The following is a 22,459-nucleotide window of genomic DNA, read 5'->3' as shown; positions in this document are numbered from 1 at the left end:
TTTTTAATGGGTGCCGCCCGTACCAAAATCGTCGTAGCTGGACAAGTCGGCGTGATAAAACACAACATCCCCGTCTAGCAATAAGAACATCCCCCCGTAAGGATCGACAAAACTGCGCTGAAAACCTTCCATATGCCACTGGTTGTCCAGCGGCGCATTTTTATACTGCAAATGCGGGTGAGCGATGTCCTTATTGCGAATGGTTTCGATGTTAAAATTGACTACAAAATAGCCGTCACGCAGGAAGATCGGCGCATTGTCGTCCAGCCGGTGGGTACGTCCGTACTCGGCCAGATTCATGCCTGCTGGCACTGCATAGGGAGCAGCGGGAAGGCTATACTCGCCAAACCAGCGCTGCACCGAGGCATTAGCTCGTGCAGTATCAATGCCGGACGGCACCTGCATACTGCCGATAAACGTCCGGAGCTGCGAAGGAAGCAGCATGCCGTCGTAGCCACCGACGTAAATCCGCTTTTGCGCCGCTTCCCTCAAATACTGCTGTACATACGATGTCTGACTGCCGGAAGAACCATTCACCCTCCAAAGTGAACTGGCAGTATTGGTTAACTCCTGCTGCGACACATTGCGCAGACGGGTATCCAGCGTCACCAGCCGCTGCTCGGTGTCTTCCGTGGAGCCGATCCGAATAAACCGCTTGGTTCCCGAATGATAGTACAAGTCCACCTGTTGTCGGTTTTTGCCCTGCTTGTCAACGAAGTAAAAGGTAGGCGTGATTTTAATCCCGTCGCCCGCGCTGAACATGTTGCCGAGCGTTTTGACCTCAAATTTGAAGTGATAGCCTGTTTTTACGACAACATTTTTCTTTCCGCTCTCCGGGTGACTGCCGGGCCGAATCGGCAGCACGTAAGGGGCCGTATTGCCGCGCGCCGCGCCGTCGATCCCTTTTGTACCAACCCAATAGCTATTTCCGGTCGGCGTCGCACTGCCTGCCGCCGTTCTGAACACCTTTTCCCACTGGTAGTCGGCAACATCGGTAATTCGGAAGTCGAACAGACGGCCAATAACCTCAACCGCCACAACTTGTGTCGCCACATGATTAGTTAAGTCCAAATTGGCATTACTTTGTGATGTGAATGAAGCCGGACTGTTTTCGGCAAACGTGCGGAATAGTACATCATAATTTCCCTCATCTACCCAAACGGGCATGTAAAAAGTGGTTGTAAGCTGGCCGACAGGAATCGAAGTCCAGGTGTCCTTCGGAATCAACGTTGCGTGGTCAGCCTTGTATACATCGAATGGGAACCTTACCTGCTTGTCTCGCACATATTTGGCATAGTCCCGATTGCCGTAGCCGGTAATGTCCCGGTGCGGCCCGCTGGTAGGAATCGTCACGGTAAAGGGACGATCCAGAATAAGCGCCGAACGATCGGCTGTCGGCACCGTTTTCTGATTGTGCGCCTGATCGTTGGCTACTGATGCCAGATTGACGACGGGGGTATGCACCGTCACCGGATTGATGTCATTGATCGGGAAGCTTTGGTTCGATCCGCCGCCGATGCCCTTGACCAGCGTATAATAAATCGTGCCCGTGCTTGGCTGGCTCGCCTTGTTCGTTTTAGTCGGATCAATGACAAAGCCCGAACCATATAAAACGTCCTGCCCGATCATGGGAGATGCGGGAATCGCCTCCGGAGCGGGAGCCGTTTCCTCAACCGTCCGATTATCCATGATCGTTTGTCCGTTAAAGACGACCGTATCGTTTTTGACCTTGATTTTACCGACTGCATTTTCAGCCTCAGACTTCCAGTTCTCGCTTGGAACCGAAGGTCTACTGGAGCCGCCGTAAACCGTTTGTCCGGAAAGCACAACGTTGCGATACACCGGGTCCGTAATATGGGACGTAGCGGCTACATCATGGGTGGCGGAAACAGACGGTGTGGAATACCCGTTTGCTTGAAGCGTCACCGAACCGGAGGGAAGCGCGTAATTGACGACTGTCACCTTCTGTAAGCCATACACTTCCAAACGGTCTACCAGCCAATAGCTGTACTTTCGCTCCACGTTGTAGCTTTGGGTGACGGTTTGCGTGTCGGATCGGGATACCGGAACCGTGGTCGAATGGCCTTCGCTATCCGGCGGGCCGGGAACATATTCCGTCCAACTCAGCGTATACGTGCGGCTGACTGTAATCGGGTAAGATTTCGAGCCTTTCACTTCCGTGAATGTGTTGCGATACAAATACGCTTTGGCGCTCGCGTTAACATAAAGGCTTTCTGAGGTCGGAATGCCCTTCAAAACGTCAAAGCGTTCTGCGCCGCGCGAATCCGCCTTGATGATCGCCGATGCCGTGGCATCCATCGCCTCGGCTTGCTGGCTCGTGCCGGGTGACGAGGTATCGCCGCCATTGTCGCCTTTGCGTACGGTGTGATCCGAGGTGGAATCTCCGCTGTTACCATTAGCATCTTTCACGACGACCGTGATTTTGACGGTAATACTGGAGCCGGATGTGAATGGAATTTTGATCGGCAGCGATTTACTTGCCGTCAGCCCGCTGAGTGAGCCGGACTTATCGCTAGGCGTAACGAATGTTGCGTTCTCTATTTTTGTGATCTCATACGTTTTGAGCGGCACGGGTGACTTCGCTTCAAATACAAAATTTCCATCCACAGAGGTGACGGAAGCATCGACGTGATCTGGCGCGTCAATACGAGAGGTCACGGTAATCGGGGAAGGAATTTTATAGATGCCGACGAAGTTGGAGCCGCCAGAGCCAACCAAGATGGAGCGTTCGAGCAGCTTCGCGTCGCCTTTTTCTTGTATGAATAGCTTCTCATCCGGCTTCTTGTTGTTTGTGATATAAGTGCGAACAATTTCATATGTCTGGCCGCCAGATGTGAGCTGCGGATCAAACGTATAGTTCACTTCCTCTCCAGTCTCGTAGACGCCTTTGTCGACTTCCTTGAGTTTCGTACCATCTTCCTTTTGATAGATCGCCTTTACCGGGTTATTTTCAGCGTATTCGGCAATCGCTTCCGTTCCGCCAAGCGCAACCGTGAAGCTTCGCGTTCTCACCTTCGGATTCGTATCCGGATTTTCCTGCAACCAGCTTTTCTGCGTTAGGTCCTTCTTCGGCGATAGGTAGGAGCGGACAATACTGTACGTTTTCCCGTTATCCTCAATCGTCGCAGGAAACTCGTGGTTGATCGTCTCGCCGACTTTGTAGTCGCCCTTATGGAACGTGACCTCAGGCTGATTGAGGATCGTTCCTCTCACGGTTTTCGCAACGACATCGACAGGAAAATTCGCGCTGCGATAGGGGACGTGAATCCCAAAGTAATCATCGAGATCATCCGGGTGCGCCCAAGGTTCAGCGTTCTTGATTCCTTCTAACGTGTAAAATGGTCCTTTGCGCACGTTTCCATTGCCATCGACGGATACCATAATTGCGTACAAGTACAGGTCGTCGTTGTCCTTGATGTCTCCCATGCCTGCTTGCCACATGCCGTCCGTTACTAAATCTTCACTGACTTCGTAGTAGGTCGTGACCGGCTCTCCGGGAATTGGGGGGTTCGGATTTTGCGCGACTTGACGCACCTGTTGATTGACAAATGATGCGTGACTGCCGTTACGTGGATCACTACACTGTTTGGATGATGTATTCGTGCAGAGTTGGTCACGACGCACCGTCCAACCTACCGTTCTGTAGCGGATGGACGAGGTTGCTGCTGTGCTAGTGATTTCAAATTTGATCTTACCCTCATCTACCCGGACAGCCGGTGTCGCAGCATTCATAAGAAACGGAAAGCACGACAATAAAAAAGAGCATGCCAGCAGCATGCTCAACGTGATTCGTATGAATTTATGTTTGCGCATCTAGTTCGAGTCCGCCTTTCTAATGATATGATTGCGGAACAAACTTGCATTCGGATCGACCTTCAACGTACTTCCCCAATCGCCGCCTACATTAGTGGATAGAGAAATATCGGCGTAGCCTTCGTACCAAACACCTTTCTCAAACGTTTGTTTATTCGGGAACCACTCATCGTAAAGCAAGTCATTGCTTGCCTTGTACGAGACGAATTTAATCCTGAACTTGGATCGCACAAAGTTGTTGCCAAACCCATCTTTATAAATCATGGATGGCTCGGGATCAAGATAGCCTTCCATCTGGATTTGGTTCTCTTTGACCCATTCTGCGTAGCGGCGAATATGTTTCAGTTCGGCATCAGAGTTTTGCATTTTGGTAGCAAAAACCGCCTGCGCCCAAGCGTCATCAATCGTGTTGTAATTTACATTCAGCCAAAGCGCACCGAATGCTTTCAGTCTTCCCATCCAAATATCCACGTTCTTCTTGTTGAATTCCGGCTTCGTCGAGTAGAGGACGGATGAAACTTTGCTGTCTGTTGGATGCGAAAATGGATAGCCCATCTCGTACATTTCGTTCGGAACGTCCGCAAGAATGTATGGATAATCGCTCGCATTCTTCGGTAAGTCGGTCGTGCGAATCAAGCGCCCCCATTGGTCGATCTGCCCCGCGCTATCTTCGCTGGTCTTGATAAACACGGTGTCTGTCGGATTGTCCCAATCCACCTTCGCACCTAACACCTCGCTGACGAAACGGAGCGGCACAAACGTTCGACCGCCGCTCAGGATGGCTTTCGTATCCAAAGTGACCGCTTTGCCATCTACCTGCACAACATTTTGGTCAATCGTCAGAACGATAGATTGATCGTCTCTCGTAATCGGAACCGTCTGTGTTTTCGATTCCCAGCCGACTTTCGCTCCGAGCGATTCGGCGACAAAACGTACCGGGACGAGCGTTCGCCCGTTCTCATCAATAAACGCCTGCGCGTCGGGAAACCAGATTTTTTTGCCGTCCATGACGACGCTGACAAAGGTTGGCGGTTTACTGGCTGCGCTTGCCGTCAAACTGAATATACTTCCGAAAAGTGTCACAATGAGGAGGGATACTAACCTTCTTTTCAAATGCCTCACTCCCTAAAGAAATTGTGCGGAACTGGAAAAACTTGCTGTTGCCTACATCATAGTGCCGATTCTGTTGCCTGTCCACTGTCCGGCAGTCTGTCCTCTGCAGGAACCAGGAGCCGCTCGTTACTCCGTGCGCGAAGCCCTTCTTCTTATAACAACAACGACGATGACAAGAATCAGCAGCAAGCCCCCGTAGACGAAGGATGGGCGCAATCCAAATGAACCTTCATGATGCGGAGAAATGTCCCCAGTAGCTTGAATCACGGTTCCTGAAGGCATAGTCCGACCGTCCGTTACTTCAAAAGGGAATTCCTTCTGTTCTGTGCGGTCACCCAGCGTTGTCTTTACTTCCGCCATGTAAGAACCGGGAGAAAGCGGCCTGTTTAGGTCCGCCATGTACTGTGCGACCGTGCCTGCATAAATGGAATCAACCGTTGATTTCCTTTCAAACAAAAGCTCGCTGGCATCGTCCTGACGTTTGAGCCGCACCTCGATCTCCGGTTCGGACAAGCTATCGCCTTCATTGACCAGCAAAATCGTCAGGCTCGCTTTTCCGTTCTCCAGCGTATATGCGGCCGCGTGCGGGACAGCCTCAGGAGGCTTCGCTTCGTCCAACTTGTAGTTGAGGACGACCTGCAACCCGATTTTACGCGCCGCCGATTCCCTCATACTTTGATCGTAGACGCCGATGACGGACACGTACTGGCCCGGCTCCACACTTTCAGGTATCTGCATTTCCATTGTAAAGCTTTGCGTCTCGCCAGCCTTGAGGGTTATACTGCGATCCGGCGCCCTGTACCATGCAGCCGAACCGGTATCGGGATCGCTCGGTAAAGTAAAATCCTTTCCGCCGCCCAATGCAGGCATGGCATCGGCCGCATAGAGCAGCGCTGTTATTTCCTCATCAGTGGGATTCGTGACGTGAACCTTGTACTCTCGCTTATCGCCGGGTACTATATCCTCGACATAAGCGCCCAACTCCGGATTGATCCGGTCGGAATCCCCACTGATGACCAATTGCTGCCCGTCCATAGGGTTGGTAAATCCGGCGGCTATCCAAAAAACGATTGCCGCCAGCACCAGTCGAATCCACATGATTGATGAACTCCTTTGCTTGTATTCCGCTTGCCATCGCTTACATGAGCGAATAGGCATACGTTCCTGCTAGAAGGCCGAGCCGAGGCAAGTCAGGGGCATATATCCCTTGCGTGCGGCTGCTTGCTCGCTGGCAAACGTTTCTTCGGTCGGATAGGTGTAACCGCAGGAACTGCGGTAGTACACCTTCATACTGCCTCTCCTTGCCCCGATGATCGTTGGACGTTTCACGATGCGGCTCCCGCCAAGCGCATAGTTGTTGTACACCTTTGCTCCCATCGGGATACCTTGTACAAAAGCCAAAACGCCCACATCATCCACCGTATTGTGCCAGTCCTCATCGGAGATCAGAGGCAGGGTGAACGTGTAGGACAGGCCATTTCGAGAGACTGTTTCGTTATATCGATTGATCCGGTAGGCCAACTCGTCCTGGATCGCCCGGACAATCGTGCTTCGTCGTACCTGCTCGAAGAGCGCAGCATCCTGCAAAAGCGGTATCGTCGTTTGCTGCCGGATGTCCTGCCGCAAGCCCTCATGCCAGCTTCGGCTGGCCGCATCGTAAGCGAGTACCTGCTGGTCAAGCGTAAAGGACAGGCTGTTACCCGCCGCATCGACATACGCATAAGGCTTCTTCGTTCCCCAAGCCGGATTCATGACGGTTTTTCCGTCAGCCCCCGTCCATTCTTGCTCGGAATAGACGTAAAAGCCGTCGTAGCCGACGATCACGATAGCCGGAATGTAGCGATGCAGGACACCTTGCGACACCAGATCATCCGCAGCGCCGAAGCCCGTGTCCAGCGTCCGGTAGAACGCCGCTAGTGCTTCTTCCTTGTTCAGCGCGAAATGCTTGGCCGAGGCATATTGCGCTTCCTGCTGCTGGCTTGCGTTAACGACGAGCAACCTCGCGGCGTCGTCCACCGCCGCATCTAGTGCAGCATCGTAACTCATCTCCGACAGCACCGTCCGTCTCAGGGTATCCGTCTCATTCCGATTGACGATCGCGAAGGGAAGAAACAACAGCGCGCCGACGATAGCCCATTCAATCCATTTCATTGCGCACCACCCCGCCATACGGAATCACGATTTTTTCATTCGGGCTAATGGTATTGTTCAGAAAATCAAAGAACAACGTGCCTGCCGTCCGGTTCGTATTGCGCACAATTACCGAAAAGCTGTCGCCCGCGCGCATCCGATAACGACGGTTTGGGTCATCCTTTGCTGCCAGATTGTCGGGGAACAGCTCCGGCAGGATCTGCGCATTGAAAAACGCATCGTACTGTACCTCGTAGTTGCCCTTAAAGGTTTCGGGCCGTGTCGGATCGTCGTAAACCGGCACGTACTTCTTGCTGTCATGCTCCATCTGAACGTCGAAGGTATTGCCGGTCGCCGCAAGCGCGGTCATGAAATCGTTGTACATCGTTGGCGTGATGCCGCCTTTGTCCCGAACCGCATCGACGAAGGCTGTCGTCGCGCGCAAGGCAACAAGTTCCGAAATATCGTCCTGCTGGTCAAAGGCGGCAGAGAGCGGGTAGAGATAGAGCAGCAGAACAGCGATCAATACGGCGAAAATTTTGATCAGACTGTTCATGGCAGGCTCCTTAGTGTCAGGCGCTGCAAGTGACCAGAAACGTCCCGTTCATAGGCGGGCTGATAACGCCCCTTTAGACGTATGCCTGCGGACGAAAGCTGCTCCCGTTCCAGCGGCGGCGCGAACCGAACGCCGTCTACCACCATTTCCGCATCTCCTTCATCTAGGCGAGCGATAGCTTGCAGCACTTCCGCACCGGATACCGAACCGTCGCCCGAGAGCGGTACAGCGATTTGCTGCAAGTTACGATCCTGCGATTGGCCGGTTACATAGGCAAGCGAATTGAGTGAGGCACCGGTCTGAAACAAAATCAGACCGCTGCCTGCGGCCATGAGGAAAACGAGCAATGCTGCGCTCATCTCCAGCATCGTTCTTGGCGCATAGTTCATGTGTTACACCTCCTTCATGACGAAAGCGTCCAACCTGGGCCGGACGCTTTCGTAACCTCATCCGACCTTATTGCTGCCGGAAGACGATGCCGCGAATGACATTGCTGCTGTCCAGCACCAGCGTGCTGCGGAACTTGCCGCTTGGATTAACGTAGTTGATATCCGCTTCGTCTACGGTCTGGCTAATCTGGCCGGGTGCGGCTCCGACGATTGCGCCGTAGGTGATGCTATCCAGAGGCACACCGGTATTGATAACCTTGCCGTACCACTGACCGGTCGGGTTTTTGCCGGTAACGATCTGGATGCCAAATTGGTCCTGATCGCGGAACTTGCGAAGCGCGTTGACAACCTGACTGCCCGATAGCGTCGTATTGTCATACACCGTAAACGCCGTTTGTGAAAGCTCCGTCTGGATATTGCTAAAATTGCTTTGAGCCGCCTTGGTCGAATCCTGGGCGGAAATAAACAGCACGACAGCCAGTGTAATGAGTGCGATGGCAAGGAAGATTCCTGCTGCCATGACAAGTGCCTTCTGCGCATTGGACATGTACAATTCTCTCCTTTGATTAGGGGATAAAAAAAACGCCTTCCCGCTGATGAAGGAAAGCGTCTATATGGGTTACTGGATGCGTTGAAGCTGATCGTAGTACACGGTCATCTGATGTAGGCTGACGACGACAAGCGGAATGACCAAATACCCGAATATCAACGTCATCAAGGGGGCAAACCCGATCCAGCGTCCCCAGCCTGCCTTTTGTTCAATTAACTGTTCATACTCCTGCTTGCGCTGCTCCCGCGCAAACGCCTGCTCTGCTTCGAGATCGTCGAATGCCTGCCGGATCGTCAAATGCTGCGAAGCCATTTCCAGCTTTTCCACGATCCGAACAAAAGGTAGAAACGGTGCATCTTCTTTGAGCTGCGCAAGCGCCTGCTCCTCACCCTGTTCAAAGTGAAGAAGGCAGGCTTGCAGTGGCTCCTTGAAGACCTGCGCGAACTGCTCCATCCATAACAGAAGCTGTTCAACCGACATCCGATCCATCCCGGCGAGCATGGCAATCACGGCCTGCAACTGATCCACCTCGTGTTTCATCTCCATCTGCCGCATACGCCGCTGGAACAGCCGAATACCAACTGGCAGCGTGTACCCGCCCCATCCTGCGGCGAAAGCCAAAAACGCTTCCCACCACGCCAGAAAAGGCTTATTCAGCTTCTCCAGCTTGCCCAGGATGCGCCGCGCCGCCTCTCGAAGCTGATCCTCCTTGACCTGTGCAGCCGGGTCCTTGCGCAGCAGGCTGATGACGCTATTTTCGCTTCGCGGCCTCACCTCCTTTAATTGATCGAGCATCCTGCGATCCAGCGCGGCGGCTTCCCGTGCCTTCGTTTCCTCCTCCGGGGACAACTGCCCGAAAAGTGTTCCCGGCTTCACAGGTGAATACAGCACCTGATGCCGCTCCGCTGCATGCAAGGACACGAATAAGCCCAGCACCGCCAAAAAGGCTGCGAACCCGGCTACGATCCGCTGCACGTAAAACCATTCGAGACGTAAGGGAGAGGCTGTATCCTTGAGCAGCCGGGTTATCCGTTCCGCTTCTCGCGAGCCGGGAACCGGCCCCAGCCGGTGGGCCAGCCAGCGCATCCACGGCCAGCCATAAACCCGTTGCTCCCATCTTTTTCGGCTGGTGGGCCTTGCTGTCGCATCCAGCTCCGACAGGTTGCGCAGCAGCACGTAGCATAGCCACACGACGACAAGCAGACAGAGTTTGGCGGCCCAACCGAAAGCGCTGGCGTAGAACGTGTCCATTGCCGGAAAAAAGTGGCTAGCCCAGGCTTCAATCGGACGGGTAAATAGCAGCGGCAGCAGCGCGATAACGGTCAGCCCCTGTAATAAGAAGCTGAGACGCTCGCGACGCAGCAATTCCAGATTCAGTTCGATGGACAGCTTTTCCAGTCCCTTGAGGTAGACCGAACCGCTTTCCGTTTGCTGATCGCCATGCTCCTTGATGAGATATGACAATCCCGCAAGGCCCTGCAAATAACGATTCGGGGCATGCTCCACATATTGCGCCAGTTTATCTTCGGCGTCGCTGTCCGTCAGCATGTCGTACAGCTCTTGCCCGTGCAGCGCCATTTCATACGGCGCGCTGTCCGCCGATTCATAGACGGCTTCATCTACCATCCCGTGACGATGGTAATGATGTCTCACATCCCCAAGAAACAGACGAAGTTGTCGCAGCAGCCGCATTTCGAGCCGATAAACACCCATATCCGAGAGGATGCCGTGGCCGACCCAAAGACCAATGCCGAGCATCGCCAGCGTGTAAGGGTCGCGCACCGCCAAAACAAGCGGAATCGCGGCCAAAAACAGGACAAGCCACATCAAGAGCGCCGATTTCATCACCTCAAGCCGCAGCTTCCATTCGTCCCCGAGCCGCAGGATGACCAATCGCCTGCGAAGGTGCAGCAAGTACATCCTTAAAACCGGCATCTGCTCGCAAACGCTGTATAGCTGCTGCATGAAACTGTAAACCGCCTGCTTGCGAGGCGCTTGCCCCGGCTTACGCAGCGCTTCGTAGCGCCGGACTGCCGCCACCTCCGAATCACGCCGGGACAGCCACAGGAAGGCCGCGACAGCGGCAAGAAAGAGCACGGTTGCGATGCCGAGCAGAGGGGAGAGCCATTCCTGAATCATGTCTCATCCCCCCAATGGGATGCCAGAAACGCATCAAAGACGGCCTTATCGGGGCCGCTCAAGTATTCCGCAATCTCGCAGCGACTTTGCTCGGACAGGGGATGAACGGCAGCGTAACGGCCGTCGCGGTATTCGACGAGATTTCGGGCGGTGTACAGCGGGCGATCCGTCGAGCGGCGGAAGTATTCGAGCGTCGTTTCCATAAAGGCTGCCATCCGTTCGTCCTTTGTCATTTTCCCGCGAAAGGCTTCCGGGTACGCCGTCTCCTGCGGCACTGGGACGCATTCCGTAATGCGCTCGATATAGCGCCGTCCGTCCAGGTCGCGGCGGAGGTGAATATCGAAATTGACGACGCTGACGACCTGCTGCTCCGCCACACGCTCGTTCGTAAACACCTTTGTTTTCAACAAGGAATTGCGGAGAGACAGCACAAGGTCACGGAAGGTTTTGGCGTGATGCGTGAACAAGGTGAATAATGACGCCACCTGTGCCATCTGAACCATCCAAGCGGCGACCGGGTCGGTCGCTACCTCGCCCAAAATATTGACAGAGCCGTCCGTCTTCTTCTGGATGTCCAGCCCCTGTTGACCGGAAATCGTCTCGGTTTCGCGCAGGCTGACGATGTTGCGTTCTGGATAAATTTTGCGCAATTGAAGCTCAAAGCTCATTTCCTGTACCCGGATCGGCAGCACTTCTGGAATATGACGAACCATCGCCATAAGCAGCGTTGTTTTGCCGCTGCCCTGCGCGCCGGTAATCGCGGTGATCCGCGCACCCGATACCAAGTAACGAATGAGGCCAATCGGCAATTCCGCGCCTTCGTCCTGAATCAACTGCTCTAGTGTCGCGCTTTGCACGTCGAATTTGCGCACAAAAAAAGCCCACGATTCACTGAATCGGGGGCGTAGCACGACGACGCGGGAGCCGTCTGCCATTTCATTGACCTTAAATCCGTTCGCCTCGGACAACTGGCCGGGAAAATTGTGCTTGTAGATGATCTGGCAAACGCGTCGCAGTTCCTGCTCGGAGCCGAAGGACAAGAAGCTCAGGTGGATGGACTTCCCCTTGTAAAACAGCCATATGCTGTCATGCGAACGGGGCAGCGACTGAAGCTGTGCGTCCTCCTCCAGCGACCATTCGCCCTCCCACATGAGCGGCGGCAGACCGGATACGCCCCCGGATACGCCGTCCACACGCATGTCGCGCAACTCGTCCACGACGCTGAATCCCTTGTAATGCTGATAAATCCGCTGGACGACAAGTTGGAGCTTATCGTCCGTCGTCAAACGCGGCGCTTCACGGGCGAAGACGCTACGAATATCCTCCGCCGTAATCCGGTACGTTTCAAGCTGGCCTTCCTCGTTTCGTCTTTGCCGATCCCATTCATAGGTTTGAACGAGCCGGTCGAGCGCATGAAGCCCGGCTTCCTTTTTATATGTGTAAAGCAGAATATCAAACTGGTCTTGCGCGGAGAGGGACTCCGGCTGATGAAATGGCAGCAGGAGGTTCAAATTCGCATCGTCCAACTCATAGCGCTGCACGAGCAGGTCGGCAATGATCTCCTTGACGTATTCCTTGTCCCGCAGATCACCGGAGGTGCAGCCCCGCAGCGCCTTTTTCAGCTCCGCCCGTTTGCTTTTTCGGCGGCGGTATTCTTCCTCCGACAAACCGAAGTCGGCTAGGTTGCTGCTGGTTAACTCGTGTAGCGTTGCTTTTACGAAAGTGGTCATCGCTTCCAGCGTATATACCGATGTGTCGTCCGTCCGTTCCGGCAATCGTCGGCTCAGGCGCAAATAAAGGAAGAAGATTGAAAGCAACAAGAGCGCGATCAGGATGAAGGCATTGAGCAAAGCCGTCATGGCGTGTCGCCCTCCTTCCCTTCGAAAAGGTGCTGCCTTGCGCCTGCGCTTTCTATCACAGCCTGCGCCAATCGTCGCACCTGCTGCACGAACAGGTGGTTCTCATGACCGCTTGCTATCTTTCTGTTGCGAAACCAGAAAGGATTCGCTTCGCCATGCTGTGCCGCATCCATCCAGCCTGTATTATGTGCAACAGGGTACACGGTCGGTCCTATACGGAATTGACGCATGAGATTTTTAGAAGTGAGCGTCGAATAAGGGTCGTACTGTCCGAACACGAGCAGCGTTCTTCGGCCTTGCAGCATCGCTGCTTCTGCCGATTGAAAAAATCGCTCTAGAAGGAGACGGTTTTGCGGCAGGCAGACGACCCATACGTCCGCCTGCTGCCGCAGCATTTCGTCCCAAGCCGACCCGCTGCCGCTCCCCCCATCCAACAGCACTACATCGTAAGCGCGGCGGGCAACCGCAAGCAGCGGTGTGAGCCATTCCTTTGCCGTTTCGATAAAGATATCCTCTTGCTTGATGGAGCCGGGCAAAATATCCAGGCGATCCCGCAGTAACGGATGGGCATAGTCACGCAGCATGACAGGCTCCAGCTTGCGGTTTTTCAGCAGACGCAAGAGCGCATCAATTCCCGTGTCCGGGGTATGCATGTCCTCTCTTCCGGCAGGTCGATAATAGGCTCGTTCGACAGCGGCGTAACTGCTTAGCAAATGCCCAAGCAACAGCAATCGCGCCGAATATTCCAAACCCATGCACGTCGCCGCGGCGAGCAGATTAGTCGTTGTCCCGGCCTGACCTGATACAGGACTCCAAAATACAACGGTAGCTCCCATAAACGTTCTCCTTTCTACCACACCCGCACCCGTTTACGGGCGATTGCCCAGGCTCGTCGCGCTGTCTTGCGGTCGCAATCGCCAAGCTGCTCCAGCATCGTCAGCAGCATCTCGCGAAACGCCCCGGTCAGCCCGCGAAGGTCGATGCGGCCGTGGTGTTGATTGTTCAAATCGACGGCTGCATCGCGTTCGTCAAAAGGGAAGCGAAACACCGTATCCTCCAACTGGATATGCCGCAACCGCTTTTCGGCTCGCCACGCTGCCAACTTTCCCGGTATGTCAGGGGAGAGCAACTCGAAAAACGAGATAGGCTCTTCCGTGTTCTGTAAGCCGAGACGAAGCATCAGCTCCTCGTTTTTCTCCAGCGATAACCGCCTTCCATCCCAGCACCACACCCGCTTATCAAACTGGGACAGGTTGTGGTGGAAAACAAATTCCGTATGGTCAGTGTCCACCAGCATGATGTCGTATGCCGGTGTCGTCCCTGCCTGTGCCAAGCCTCGTTCAAGCTGTTCGGGAGTGAGATAGCCGTAGGCCACATCCATACCTTCATAATCCTGAACGGCGCTATTGGCATAGGCGTGCGGCAGATAACCCCGAATCGACTGCGTGACGGTGGAATCCACCAACAGCACTTTATTCCCCAAGGCCACAAGCAAGCGGCCAAGCACCAACAAAGCATGCGTCTTGTCCGCTACGCCGATAAAAACAATTTTTTTCATATCCGCACTCCTCATTGATTGAAGATGTTTTCCCACTTATCTTCGCTTGCCGGAGGCGCTTCGGTTGCAGGAGGCATACCCGATGGCAGCGACGGCGAAACGGCAGGAGGGGGCGTCTGTTGATTTTTCGGAGATTGAGTAGCTGCTGCACCAGCAGCATCACTCACGCTAGGCTGCGGACCATTCGTCGAAACTGCTGATTCTCCAGACTGCGGTGTGCCTACTGGCTGTGTTCCGCCCATGGCATTGCCCTGCCGCGTCGTCATCCGTTCGTTTTGCAACTGCTGCTGCACGGTTACACTACCGCTGGTGACGCGAAGTTTGTCCGAGTCGCTGACCGCCTTCAAATTGCCATCCAGCGTTTGACGCAGCGCGCGGGCAAGTTCGATTTTTGCGGTTTCGAGCAGATTGGGATCGACCGCCATCAGGTTCAATACCTTCTGATTGGCCGGATAGTTGACCACAGCCGCTTCCTGTAAGCCCGGCTCGATGTACGGGAGGGCATACAGCCGCGCTCCCTGCAAGTACGCATCAATAATTGCGCTGGACGTTTGGAGGATGTCCATCTCATTCAGTTCCAGCCACACAACCGTACCGGACAGCTCCTGTACCTTCTTTTTAGATAAAAGAACAAAGTCCTCGCCGGTTGGAAAGCCGATGCGAACGTCTATATATTGGTTAGGCTTGAGATTAGAGGGAAGCTGAATGACCTGAAACTCCTGTATGCGCAAATCCTTCGGAATGGGCTGTCCTTCGTACAATAAAGAGGAAAGTAGCGGCATTCCTGATGCAAGCTCGATCTTGGCGTTTTTGCCGATGATGCTTTCCCGGTCGGTGATTACGCCCGGCGGAACCAAACTGACGGGCATCGGAACAGCCTTGAGGTCATCCGCTTTGAGCGAGACGCCTGCCGGTATCGTTTTTGCAGTCGTCCAGACATTTCGGCTGTTTTGCTGCTCCTCCTTTTTCAATTGCTGAATCTGCCGCTCATACTCCTCTTTCATCTGTTGCTGCTTTTGCTGCTGGTCGGTGTGCTGCATCAGCATATACAAGGCCGCTGCTACCAGAAGCGCCACGCTGATCGCAATGGCTCCCATGATGAGCGTCTTGCGGTGTCGATACGTCCATGACATCGTTCACGATCTCCTTTCATTTATATAGAAGATACCTTGCGCTTCTCTTAACGCGCTTCGCCTCGCGGACGCGGCTTTGATGGGGCTTGCTCCGCTTGTCGTTGTGCCAGCTTCTCGGCCGCCCATGTGGGCGTATGCTCCGGCTTCAGGAACCCCATCAGGTCTTCCCGGTTATAGCGGTATTCATCGCCGGAATAGAGGGTTTCCGCATAGACCGCCCGCCCACGTGAGTTCCCCGAAGCCCCGAAACCTCCCGTTACCCAAATCAACTGATGGTCTGCCGTGCGAAATTCCGGCCGCAACCAATCCAAACGGGTCACAACAATTCTGCCGCCGAGATCATCGTCACTTTTGATGGGCAGGCATTGGTCCGGTTGAATGGGAGGCATCGGCTCCGTGATCGTAGCGCGCTCGGTCTGGAGTTTCTCGATTTCCCATTGCAATAGCTTGGTAAATTCCTGCATTGCGACTAGGTAATCCTCATATCCTTCTGCACCGTAATACTGATCGATACCAAACAAATTATTCTGCGAGCAGTAGCAAACCAAATAGGGCTTTTCGGTATTCGTGATGTCGATGCCTAAAACAACCTCCACCCTGCCAATGGGTAGCGCTTGATAGACTTCGTAGTCACCGGCCATTCGTTTCTCTTGCTCCATCGTCAGCCCTCCCGGTTCTTTTTGCGGTCACGTTTCTTGTGCCAGCCTTCGGCTTCCTGAGCCTGCTTGCGCAGTTGTGCTTCTTCCTCCTCAGATGGCCTACTACGCGCAAAACCCGGCTTTTCTTTCATCAGACGTTCATACTGACGCCGTTTTCCTTTCGTAAAGTCCATTGGATGATCTCCTCCCCGAAAATGGGCATAAAAAAAGCTCTCCGTCAGGGGAGAGGGTGCATGAACAAGGCGGCAACGGGGGAATTACCGTTCGTGCTCCCTCTGCCGCCTTTTGTACCAGCTTTCCAGCAGTTGCACGATCAGGTCTTCCTTTTGTTTTTCCGAGAAGTCTCGTGGGAAAAAGCGGTCGATTCGTTCTCGCTGAATACTCATTTTTTCTTTCTGATTCGGCTTTTCCTCCGTTAGTATGGTGTAAATGACATCTGTATTCAGCCTGCCTTCTTGACTCATCTTTTTCATACGCTGAGCCTGTGCAAGTGAAGGCGTGCAGTCCTCTGCCTGCATGGTATCGAATAGGGCTTGCTGTTCTTTCTCGGCCAAGTAAGATAACTCAACGGCAGGATTAAAGGCAATCCGTTTGTCGTCTACCATTTCGAGAATGTGAGGAGTGAGTTCGGTTAGGCGAACGTATCTAAATATTTGGTTTTTGCTTTCGCCCATCTGTTCTGCTAATATCTCGCTTGATTTCTTTGCAGCAGACTTGTTCCCAACTTGGGAACGAGTTAAATCTGTTCGTTGTCCTTGTCTGTTCATTGCTTCCAATTTCATTTTGTAGGCAAAAGCTTTTTCACTCGGAGAAATATACTCCCGTTGCAGGTTGCTATCCACCATGATGATAGTCGCCTGATCGTCATCCAACTCGCGAACGAGACATGGAATTGTCTCCATACCAGCCAATTCACTTGCCTTCTTTCGACGATGGCCGGATACCATCTCGTATCCACCGCCTACCTTTGGCCGAACTAAGCCGGGAACAAGGACACCATACTGCTTGATACTATCCGCCATTTCTAACATCGCTTCATCCGCCCTTACCTTAAAGGGATGACCGGGAAATTCACTAATTTCAGCCAATGGAATATCCATCACCTTTTCCCGTTGCGAATCGTTGCGGCTTTCCTCTGTCGAGAATAAATCATCGACTTTGGTCAGCTTTATGCTGGCGAGCCGATCTTCTTTCGCTGCCAATATCCTGCACCTCCTTCGTAAGTGCAGCGTAGGCTTTAGCAACCTGTCCGTTCGGATCGTGGGCGTAAATGCTTTTACCCTTGGCGCTTGTTTCCGCCGCGCGGATGGACAGGGGGATTTCTGTATTGAATACACGCAGCTTATCCCCATAATCCCGACGCAAAACTAAAGAAATGTCTTTGGCGAAATTGGTTCGGCTGTCTACCATCGTGAGCAGCACACCGTCCACAGCCAGCTTCGGATTAATTTGACGCCGAACGCGGGCAACCGTCTGCAAAAGCTGCGTCATGCCTTTGGCGGGCAGATAGTGTGCCTGTACCGGGATGATGACGCTATCCGCCGCTGCCAATGCGTTGATCGTCATCATGCCCAAGCTCGGCATACAGTCGATCAGGATATAATCGTAATCTGCTTTTACGGAATCGATGTACGAACGCATAATCGTTTCCCTGCTCATCGTATTGACGAGCGCCACTTCGACCGCCGATAATTCGATGTTTCCCGGCATCAGGTCGATACCTTCGTGATGGTGCAAAATACCTTCCCTCGGTTCATACGGCTCCTCCGTCATGCCCTTCACTAGCATTGTGGCGAGTGAAATGGACAGACTATCCGGTTCATGGAAGCCTAACGAATCCGTCAGGTTGCCCTGCGCATCCGCGTCCAGCAGCAAAACTTTCTTACCTTCAGCCGCTAAGCCAATACCGAGATTGACCGCCGTTGTCGTTTTGCCGACGCCACCTTTCTGATTGGCGAGAGCGATTACTTTGCTCATCCAACAACTCTCCTTTCACGCAAAAAAGCCGACTGCACTGAACATTCAATAGTTCAGACAATCGGCTTTTTTGAAAAGTATCTATATAAAAAGAGAACGCCCCCGAAAGTGGAAGGCATTCTCTTGGACATTCATCGAATATAGCAATCTGGCATCAAAAACAAATCGCGAAACTATTCTCTTTCGTTCAACATATCTACCCATCCCACGCCCAAATCCAAGTCACTTGACCACAAGGATATTTCTTAATACGTTGATCGTCCAATGATCTCGGTAACATTATCGTATAAATTATCGAAGTGAAGAAGACTAATTTTATCGTTATCCTTCATATTGCGTTGAATCCAGTAAGTATTTTCATCAAAATCTTCGCGGCGTCCCGCTACAACTGTGTAATGAATCCGCGTTTTATCTAGTTTAAGAAATTCGCGGGGTAGTTCCATGTTCGGATGTTTGTATTTGTTAAACGATTCTTCAAGCGTGGGAAAATTAGGTTCAAGGTATCGTTTCCATTCGTTAATTTGCTTAATCCCCTTACGAAACGCCGCACCTAATTCGCCGTCTTTAATGGTAATGTCTTTTTTGGGGTGTTCCAATTCAACGAGAATAAATTCGTAGCCGCCTGATCTCTTCCCAATTATCAGATAATCAACGCGGTATGTATTGCCGAACCAAAATTCCGGTATAACGTAGGCTTCATGATGCCCGAAGTTGTGGTCTTTGAGAATGGAACCAATTATAAAATACGCTTGGTTCTGTTTTATAAACCTCATGATCGAAGCTTCGGTGGCATCCGGCTTGTCTAGTTCAACAAGGAACTTTTCCGTTAGATGGTTCAATCTATCTTCTTCTCTCAGTTCTTCGACATCCAAAAAATTGTTTGGAAATAAGCTCATGAAATGCCGCGCTGCCTTCGGATATTCTCTATAACGACTTCTTTTCCGCCATCTTCCTGTGCCTATTTTTTCATCTTGTTTCATCGCTTCCCATGTAATTCTTTCTTCTTCGGTAAGTTTCGTATAATCTCGCGAATACAATGACATTTTAACGATTCACCCCTATTAAAAACCGATCATCGATCTAAATGGCGTATATCCAGTTACAATCGTAACAATTGAACTGACTAGACCTATCACACCAATAAGAAAGGAAAGCAGCTTGACTGGATAGTTATTTGAAAGTGTGTTGTACATCCTATATCGTACTAATCCTGACCAATACATCAAAGATATTGGACTTGTAACAACAAAGCGGACCCCTTCACGAAGCCATATTAACGGGTTCTTCACTTCCTTTTGTGCTTCATTCACCCAGCCTTCTGCGGCGCCTATAAACGTAAGCAACACATCGTCTATCGTACTGATAACTTCCTGCAATATTCGACGTTCCAAATCCAAACTATAACTATTAACCATCTCTGAATAGTTTTCTCTAATGCCACTTATTCCGTTTACGATAATTTCATAGTTCCTAAAATAATGATTCGCGCCGGGTGGTTTATACACCGATGCTATACCGAATGACCCCATTAACGTTTGCATCTTTGTTGATTTCATTTTTAGCCATTGGTATTTGTCGCCGTTGAATGTGTTTTGAAACAACGGCGAACAAAAATCTCTATAATTATTCATAAACTCGATAGCGAAGTTTTCGTTTTTTACTGTGGTTCGAAGAGTAGCAACTGTTTTGACGAAACCAATAACAATAATTAACACGACAATAATAAATGGTAGCCAGTTGTTCAACGACACGACTCCTTAACATGTTATATGGACGGACGATATGTATAATATTGTATCATATTTTGACGCTTATCCGGGAAAGCCTTCATCGTAAAATAACCTATTCAACACGTCGATCAATTAAAATCACACATAACAGATATGTTACTTTCAATGATAATAAACTCATCCAGCGAACGGCGGTTAACCGTCCTCATAGGCTGTCGCCCCTTCCAGGATCACTGCAAGCCGCCCCCATTGCGATAACTATGGCTAGACGGAAGTATCATTATCCCGCCGCATAGATTATCGCCAAAATGATACCATCATTTATTTTTGCATAGGTAAAGATCGCTCGCACCCCAAATAAAGGATGGTCGTGGCGCACCTGCAAAATGGCTTTCCCTTTCGGGTATGCGGGGAACGTACCGGATGAGTGGTTATGTTATTGTCAAAGAACGGTGGAGGGATGTATCCCCTCTACCATCCGTTTCATTTTTGAAGCCAAACCGGACCCTTCTCTCAAAAAATATTTATGAAAATAAAAGCGGCAGCATCAAACTCTTCATAGAGCTTGGTGCTGCCGCAAATTATTGTGTGTAACTGCATCCTTTCCGTATGTTTGAAAAACTCTTTAATATAAGATATGTTCTAGTGTTTTAGGACATTGATCATTTCATAGCATTCGCGCAGGTGCGAGTCCTCCTTCAAACACAGGTTTACAAAGGTTTTCATTTCCTCTATTGACCACCGCACATTCCCCAGAATTTCACAACAGACATGAACTCCATACTCACGCCCATTCTGTTTTCAGCGAATAAAGTAAATTTTTTCTCGGAAGTGTCCGATTTCCCCCAAAAAATGAAACGGATAGTAGAGGGATATTTCAGAACCTCATCTCAATCGAATTATGTTGAATAAGGAGTTCGCCCATGCCACACAATCAAAATCAACCAGTTCTTGAACCTGATCCTTACCAACTTCTTTTTCAGACCATGCCTGATGTCGTAAATGTCGAGCAAATGTGTACCATGTTAGGCGGCATTAGTACCAAGACAGGCCGCAAATTACTCCAATCAGGGCGCATCGCCCACTTTCGCATCGGGCGCTTCTACAGAATCCCGAAGCTGAGCATCATCCATTATTTACGGGAAATCATGACCCCCGGCACTCCACTCGACTATGACGCTTTACAGCATTGAACTAATCTTTCTATGCCTGTTATCATTAAAGTGTCGATGGTAGGAAGCCGGGCTGCTATCCTGGGAGGGATTACGATGGTAGCAGGCCATCTGCAAGAAAAGAAAGGGAATTATTATATCGTTCTGAATTACAAAGACGAAGAGGGCAAGCGGAGAACCAAATGGATTGCAACAGGGTTACCGACAAAGGGGAACAAGAAGAAAGCAGAAAGCATGCTGCAAGACGCACGCAAGAGCTTTGAAATTCCTTCTGAAACGATTGTCGAGGAAATAACGCCGCCGATTGAGAAGAAAGCCACTCCAGACGCGGACAGTCCAGCCGGTGTTCTTTTCAGCGATTTCATGTTGGAATGGCTGGAAATGATGAAGCATCGAGTCGAAGTCACTACTCATGCCGCGTACACCTTTGGGGTCAAAGGCCGAATCGTCCCTTACTTTCGTGAAAAAGGATTTCGACTGCTGGAGATACAACCCAAACACTTGCATGATTTCTACCAGCACATGTTAAAGGAGTTCAAGCTTTCTACAAGTACCGTACAACACTTTCATGCCTATATCCGTCAAGCTCTGCAACACGCGCTTAAAATGGATATGATTTTAACCAATCCGGCTGATAAAGTTGAGCGCCCAAAAAAGAACCATTTTGTAGGAAGCTTCTACAACGATCAAGAGCTTCAGGAGTTATTCGAGGCAGTAAAAGGCGATCCAGTCGAGCTTGCCGTCCTACTGGCCGCTTTCTATGGCTTACGGCGCGGCGAGATTGTAGGGCTCAAATGGCAGGCGATCAACTTTCAGAACCAGACACTTACCATCCAGCACACCGTCATTCCTGTTTCCTATGAGGGCAAACAAATCACAATCGCAAAGGACCGGGCCAAAAATAAATCCAGTCGTCGCACCCTTCCCCTCGTCCCGGCGTTTCAGGAATTGCTTTTGCGATTACTTGAGGAACAGCAGCGAAATCAGGCGCTCTACAAAAGTTCGTACTCCAATGACTACAAAGACTATATCTATGTAGATAAGCTAGGGCAATTGATAAAACCGGGGTATATTACGCAGCACTTCCCGATTGTGCTAGAGAAGCATAATTTGAGAAGGATTCGCTTTCACGATCTTCGGCATAGCTGCGCCAGCTTATTGCTGGCAAATGGCGTTAATATGAAGGACATTCAAGAATGGCTTGGGCATAGCCATTACTCCACAACGGCTAACATTTATGCTCATCTTGACTACAGTTCAAAGATTTCGTCGGCACAGGTCATGAGCAACACTTTACAAATCCCAATCATGCAAAAAGCTCCTGAATCGTCACAAGGACAAATTCAAGAGCTCGTTAATTGTTAGGGTGGTGCGGTCAAGAGGACTCGAACCTCCACGGTATTGCTACCACTGGCACCTGAAGCCAGCGCGTCTGCCAATTCCGCCATGACCGCACATTTTTACCCTCATGTGCCTCTCGGAAAACGGAGAGAACTACAGGAGAGAACTTGGAACCAATACTTCAGTAAAACCGCATAACCACAAGGGTTTTGGGGAATCTCAACCAGCTTTCGCACAAGTACCTGAAGCCAGCGCGTCTGCCAATTCCGCCATGACCGCACATTTTTACCCTCATGTGCCTCTCGGAAAACGGAGAGAA

Annotated in this window: 20 protein-coding genes and 1 tRNA gene; 2 read left to right on the top strand and 19 right to left on the bottom strand. The window is 51.4% G+C overall.

Annotation, left to right across the window (positions count from 1 at the left end):
* Nucleotides 1–3: 3 nt before the first annotated feature.
* The 18 genes from AC3WTJ_RS10545 to AC3WTJ_RS10460 form a co-directional block, all read right to left on the bottom strand.
* Nucleotides 4–3,834, bottom strand: coding sequence for a DUF5704 domain-containing protein (locus AC3WTJ_RS10545; protein ID WP_492521725.1), 3,831 nt, complete (start codon nucleotides 3,832–3,834; stop codon nucleotides 4–6).
* The gene (locus AC3WTJ_RS10540) at nucleotides 3,835–4,947 is read right to left on the bottom strand and encodes a copper amine oxidase N-terminal domain-containing protein (RefSeq protein ID WP_049867105.1); all 1,113 of its coding nucleotides are present in this window, start codon (nucleotides 4,945–4,947) and stop codon (nucleotides 3,835–3,837) included.
* 126 nt (nucleotides 4,948–5,073) lie between these two features.
* Nucleotides 5,074–6,045 carry a DUF916 domain-containing protein gene (locus AC3WTJ_RS10535; RefSeq protein WP_049867104.1) on the bottom strand — a complete coding sequence of 324 codons (972 nt, stop codon included), beginning with the start codon at nucleotides 6,043–6,045 and terminating at the stop codon, nucleotides 5,074–5,076.
* Nucleotides 6,046–6,114: 69 nt separating this feature from the next.
* On the bottom strand, nucleotides 6,115–7,098 hold the full coding sequence (locus AC3WTJ_RS10530) for a hypothetical protein (RefSeq protein WP_049867103.1): 984 nt from the start codon (nucleotides 7,096–7,098) through the stop codon (nucleotides 6,115–6,117).
* Nucleotides 7,085–7,633 carry a hypothetical protein gene (locus tag AC3WTJ_RS10525; RefSeq protein WP_049867102.1) on the bottom strand — a complete coding sequence of 183 codons (549 nt, stop codon included), beginning with the start codon at nucleotides 7,631–7,633 and terminating at the stop codon, nucleotides 7,085–7,087. The genes AC3WTJ_RS10530 and AC3WTJ_RS10525 overlap by 14 nt, the downstream gene beginning before the upstream one ends.
* Nucleotides 7,630–8,022 (bottom strand): hypothetical protein, encoded by a 393-nt coding sequence (locus AC3WTJ_RS10520; RefSeq protein ID WP_049867101.1) that lies wholly within the window; start codon nucleotides 8,020–8,022, stop codon nucleotides 7,630–7,632. Before AC3WTJ_RS10520 ends, AC3WTJ_RS10525 begins: the two co-directional genes overlap by 4 nt.
* Before the next feature lie 67 nt (nucleotides 8,023–8,089).
* Entirely contained in the window at nucleotides 8,090–8,569 is a 480-nt protein-coding gene (locus AC3WTJ_RS10515) for a hypothetical protein (RefSeq protein WP_049867100.1), read from the bottom strand.
* 72 nt (nucleotides 8,570–8,641) lie between these two features.
* Entirely contained in the window at nucleotides 8,642–10,711 is a 2,070-nt protein-coding gene (locus AC3WTJ_RS10510) for a hypothetical protein (RefSeq protein WP_049867099.1), read from the bottom strand.
* Nucleotides 10,708–12,570 carry a Flp pilus assembly complex ATPase component TadA gene (locus AC3WTJ_RS10505; RefSeq protein WP_049867098.1) on the bottom strand — a complete coding sequence of 621 codons (1,863 nt, stop codon included), beginning with the start codon at nucleotides 12,568–12,570 and terminating at the stop codon, nucleotides 10,708–10,710. The genes AC3WTJ_RS10510 and AC3WTJ_RS10505 overlap by 4 nt, the downstream gene beginning before the upstream one ends.
* Nucleotides 12,567–13,406, bottom strand: a complete 840-nt coding sequence (locus tag AC3WTJ_RS10500; RefSeq protein WP_048743945.1) for a CpaE/TadZ family protein — start codon at nucleotides 13,404–13,406, stop codon at nucleotides 12,567–12,569. Before AC3WTJ_RS10500 ends, AC3WTJ_RS10505 begins: the two co-directional genes overlap by 4 nt.
* 14 nt (nucleotides 13,407–13,420) lie before the next feature.
* Complete coding sequence (locus tag AC3WTJ_RS10495) at nucleotides 13,421–14,128, bottom strand: hypothetical protein (RefSeq protein WP_021877788.1); 708 nt, start codon at nucleotides 14,126–14,128, stop codon at nucleotides 13,421–13,423.
* Nucleotides 14,129–14,139: 11 nt separating this feature from the next.
* Nucleotides 14,140–15,168, bottom strand: a complete 1,029-nt coding sequence (locus tag AC3WTJ_RS10490) for an SAF domain-containing protein (RefSeq protein ID WP_492521724.1) — start codon at nucleotides 15,166–15,168, stop codon at nucleotides 14,140–14,142.
* Nucleotides 15,169–15,308: 140 nt separating this feature from the next.
* Nucleotides 15,309–15,920: a hypothetical protein gene (locus AC3WTJ_RS10485; RefSeq protein WP_049867097.1), complete on the bottom strand. Its 612-nt coding sequence runs from the start codon at nucleotides 15,918–15,920 to the stop codon at nucleotides 15,309–15,311.
* Nucleotides 15,921–15,922: 2 nt separating this feature from the next.
* Nucleotides 15,923–16,093 (bottom strand): hypothetical protein, encoded by a 171-nt coding sequence (locus tag AC3WTJ_RS10480; RefSeq protein WP_021877785.1) that lies wholly within the window; start codon nucleotides 16,091–16,093, stop codon nucleotides 15,923–15,925.
* Between the two features lie 84 nt (nucleotides 16,094–16,177).
* Entirely contained in the window at nucleotides 16,178–17,122 is a 945-nt protein-coding gene (locus tag AC3WTJ_RS10475) for a ParB/RepB/Spo0J family partition protein (RefSeq protein ID WP_048743941.1), read from the bottom strand.
* A complete protein-coding gene (locus AC3WTJ_RS10470; protein ID WP_021877783.1) occupies nucleotides 17,070–17,897 on the bottom strand; it encodes a ParA family protein in 828 nt (275 codons plus the stop codon). Before AC3WTJ_RS10470 ends, AC3WTJ_RS10475 begins: the two co-directional genes overlap by 53 nt.
* A gap of 245 nt (nucleotides 17,898–18,142) precedes the next feature.
* Nucleotides 18,143–18,940: a Shedu anti-phage system protein SduA domain-containing protein gene (locus AC3WTJ_RS10465; RefSeq protein ID WP_069202412.1), complete on the bottom strand. Its 798-nt coding sequence runs from the start codon at nucleotides 18,938–18,940 to the stop codon at nucleotides 18,143–18,145.
* Nucleotides 18,941–18,958: 18 nt separating this feature from the next.
* Entirely contained in the window at nucleotides 18,959–19,648 is a 690-nt protein-coding gene (locus AC3WTJ_RS10460) for a hypothetical protein (RefSeq protein WP_021877781.1), read from the bottom strand.
* Nucleotides 19,649–20,550: 902 nt separating this feature from the next.
* On the opposite strand from AC3WTJ_RS10460, the gene AC3WTJ_RS10455 reads away from it, so the two are divergent.
* A complete protein-coding gene (locus AC3WTJ_RS10455) occupies nucleotides 20,551–20,820 on the top strand; it encodes a helix-turn-helix domain-containing protein (RefSeq protein WP_048743932.1) in 270 nt (89 codons plus the stop codon).
* A gap of 75 nt (nucleotides 20,821–20,895) precedes the next feature.
* Nucleotides 20,896–22,164, top strand: coding sequence for a tyrosine-type recombinase/integrase (locus AC3WTJ_RS10450; protein ID WP_083436177.1), 1,269 nt, complete (start codon nucleotides 20,896–20,898; stop codon nucleotides 22,162–22,164).
* Between the two features lie 2 nt (nucleotides 22,165–22,166).
* Here the strand turns inward: AC3WTJ_RS10450 and AC3WTJ_RS10445 are convergent.
* Nucleotides 22,167–22,253: transfer RNA gene (locus tag AC3WTJ_RS10445), tRNA-Leu, on the bottom strand.
* Between the last annotated feature and the right edge of the window lie 206 nt (nucleotides 22,254–22,459).

The organism is Paenibacillus sp. FW101-FHT12H11 (genome assembly GCF_058790355.1).
This window is presented reverse-complemented; position numbering and strand designations above follow the sequence as displayed.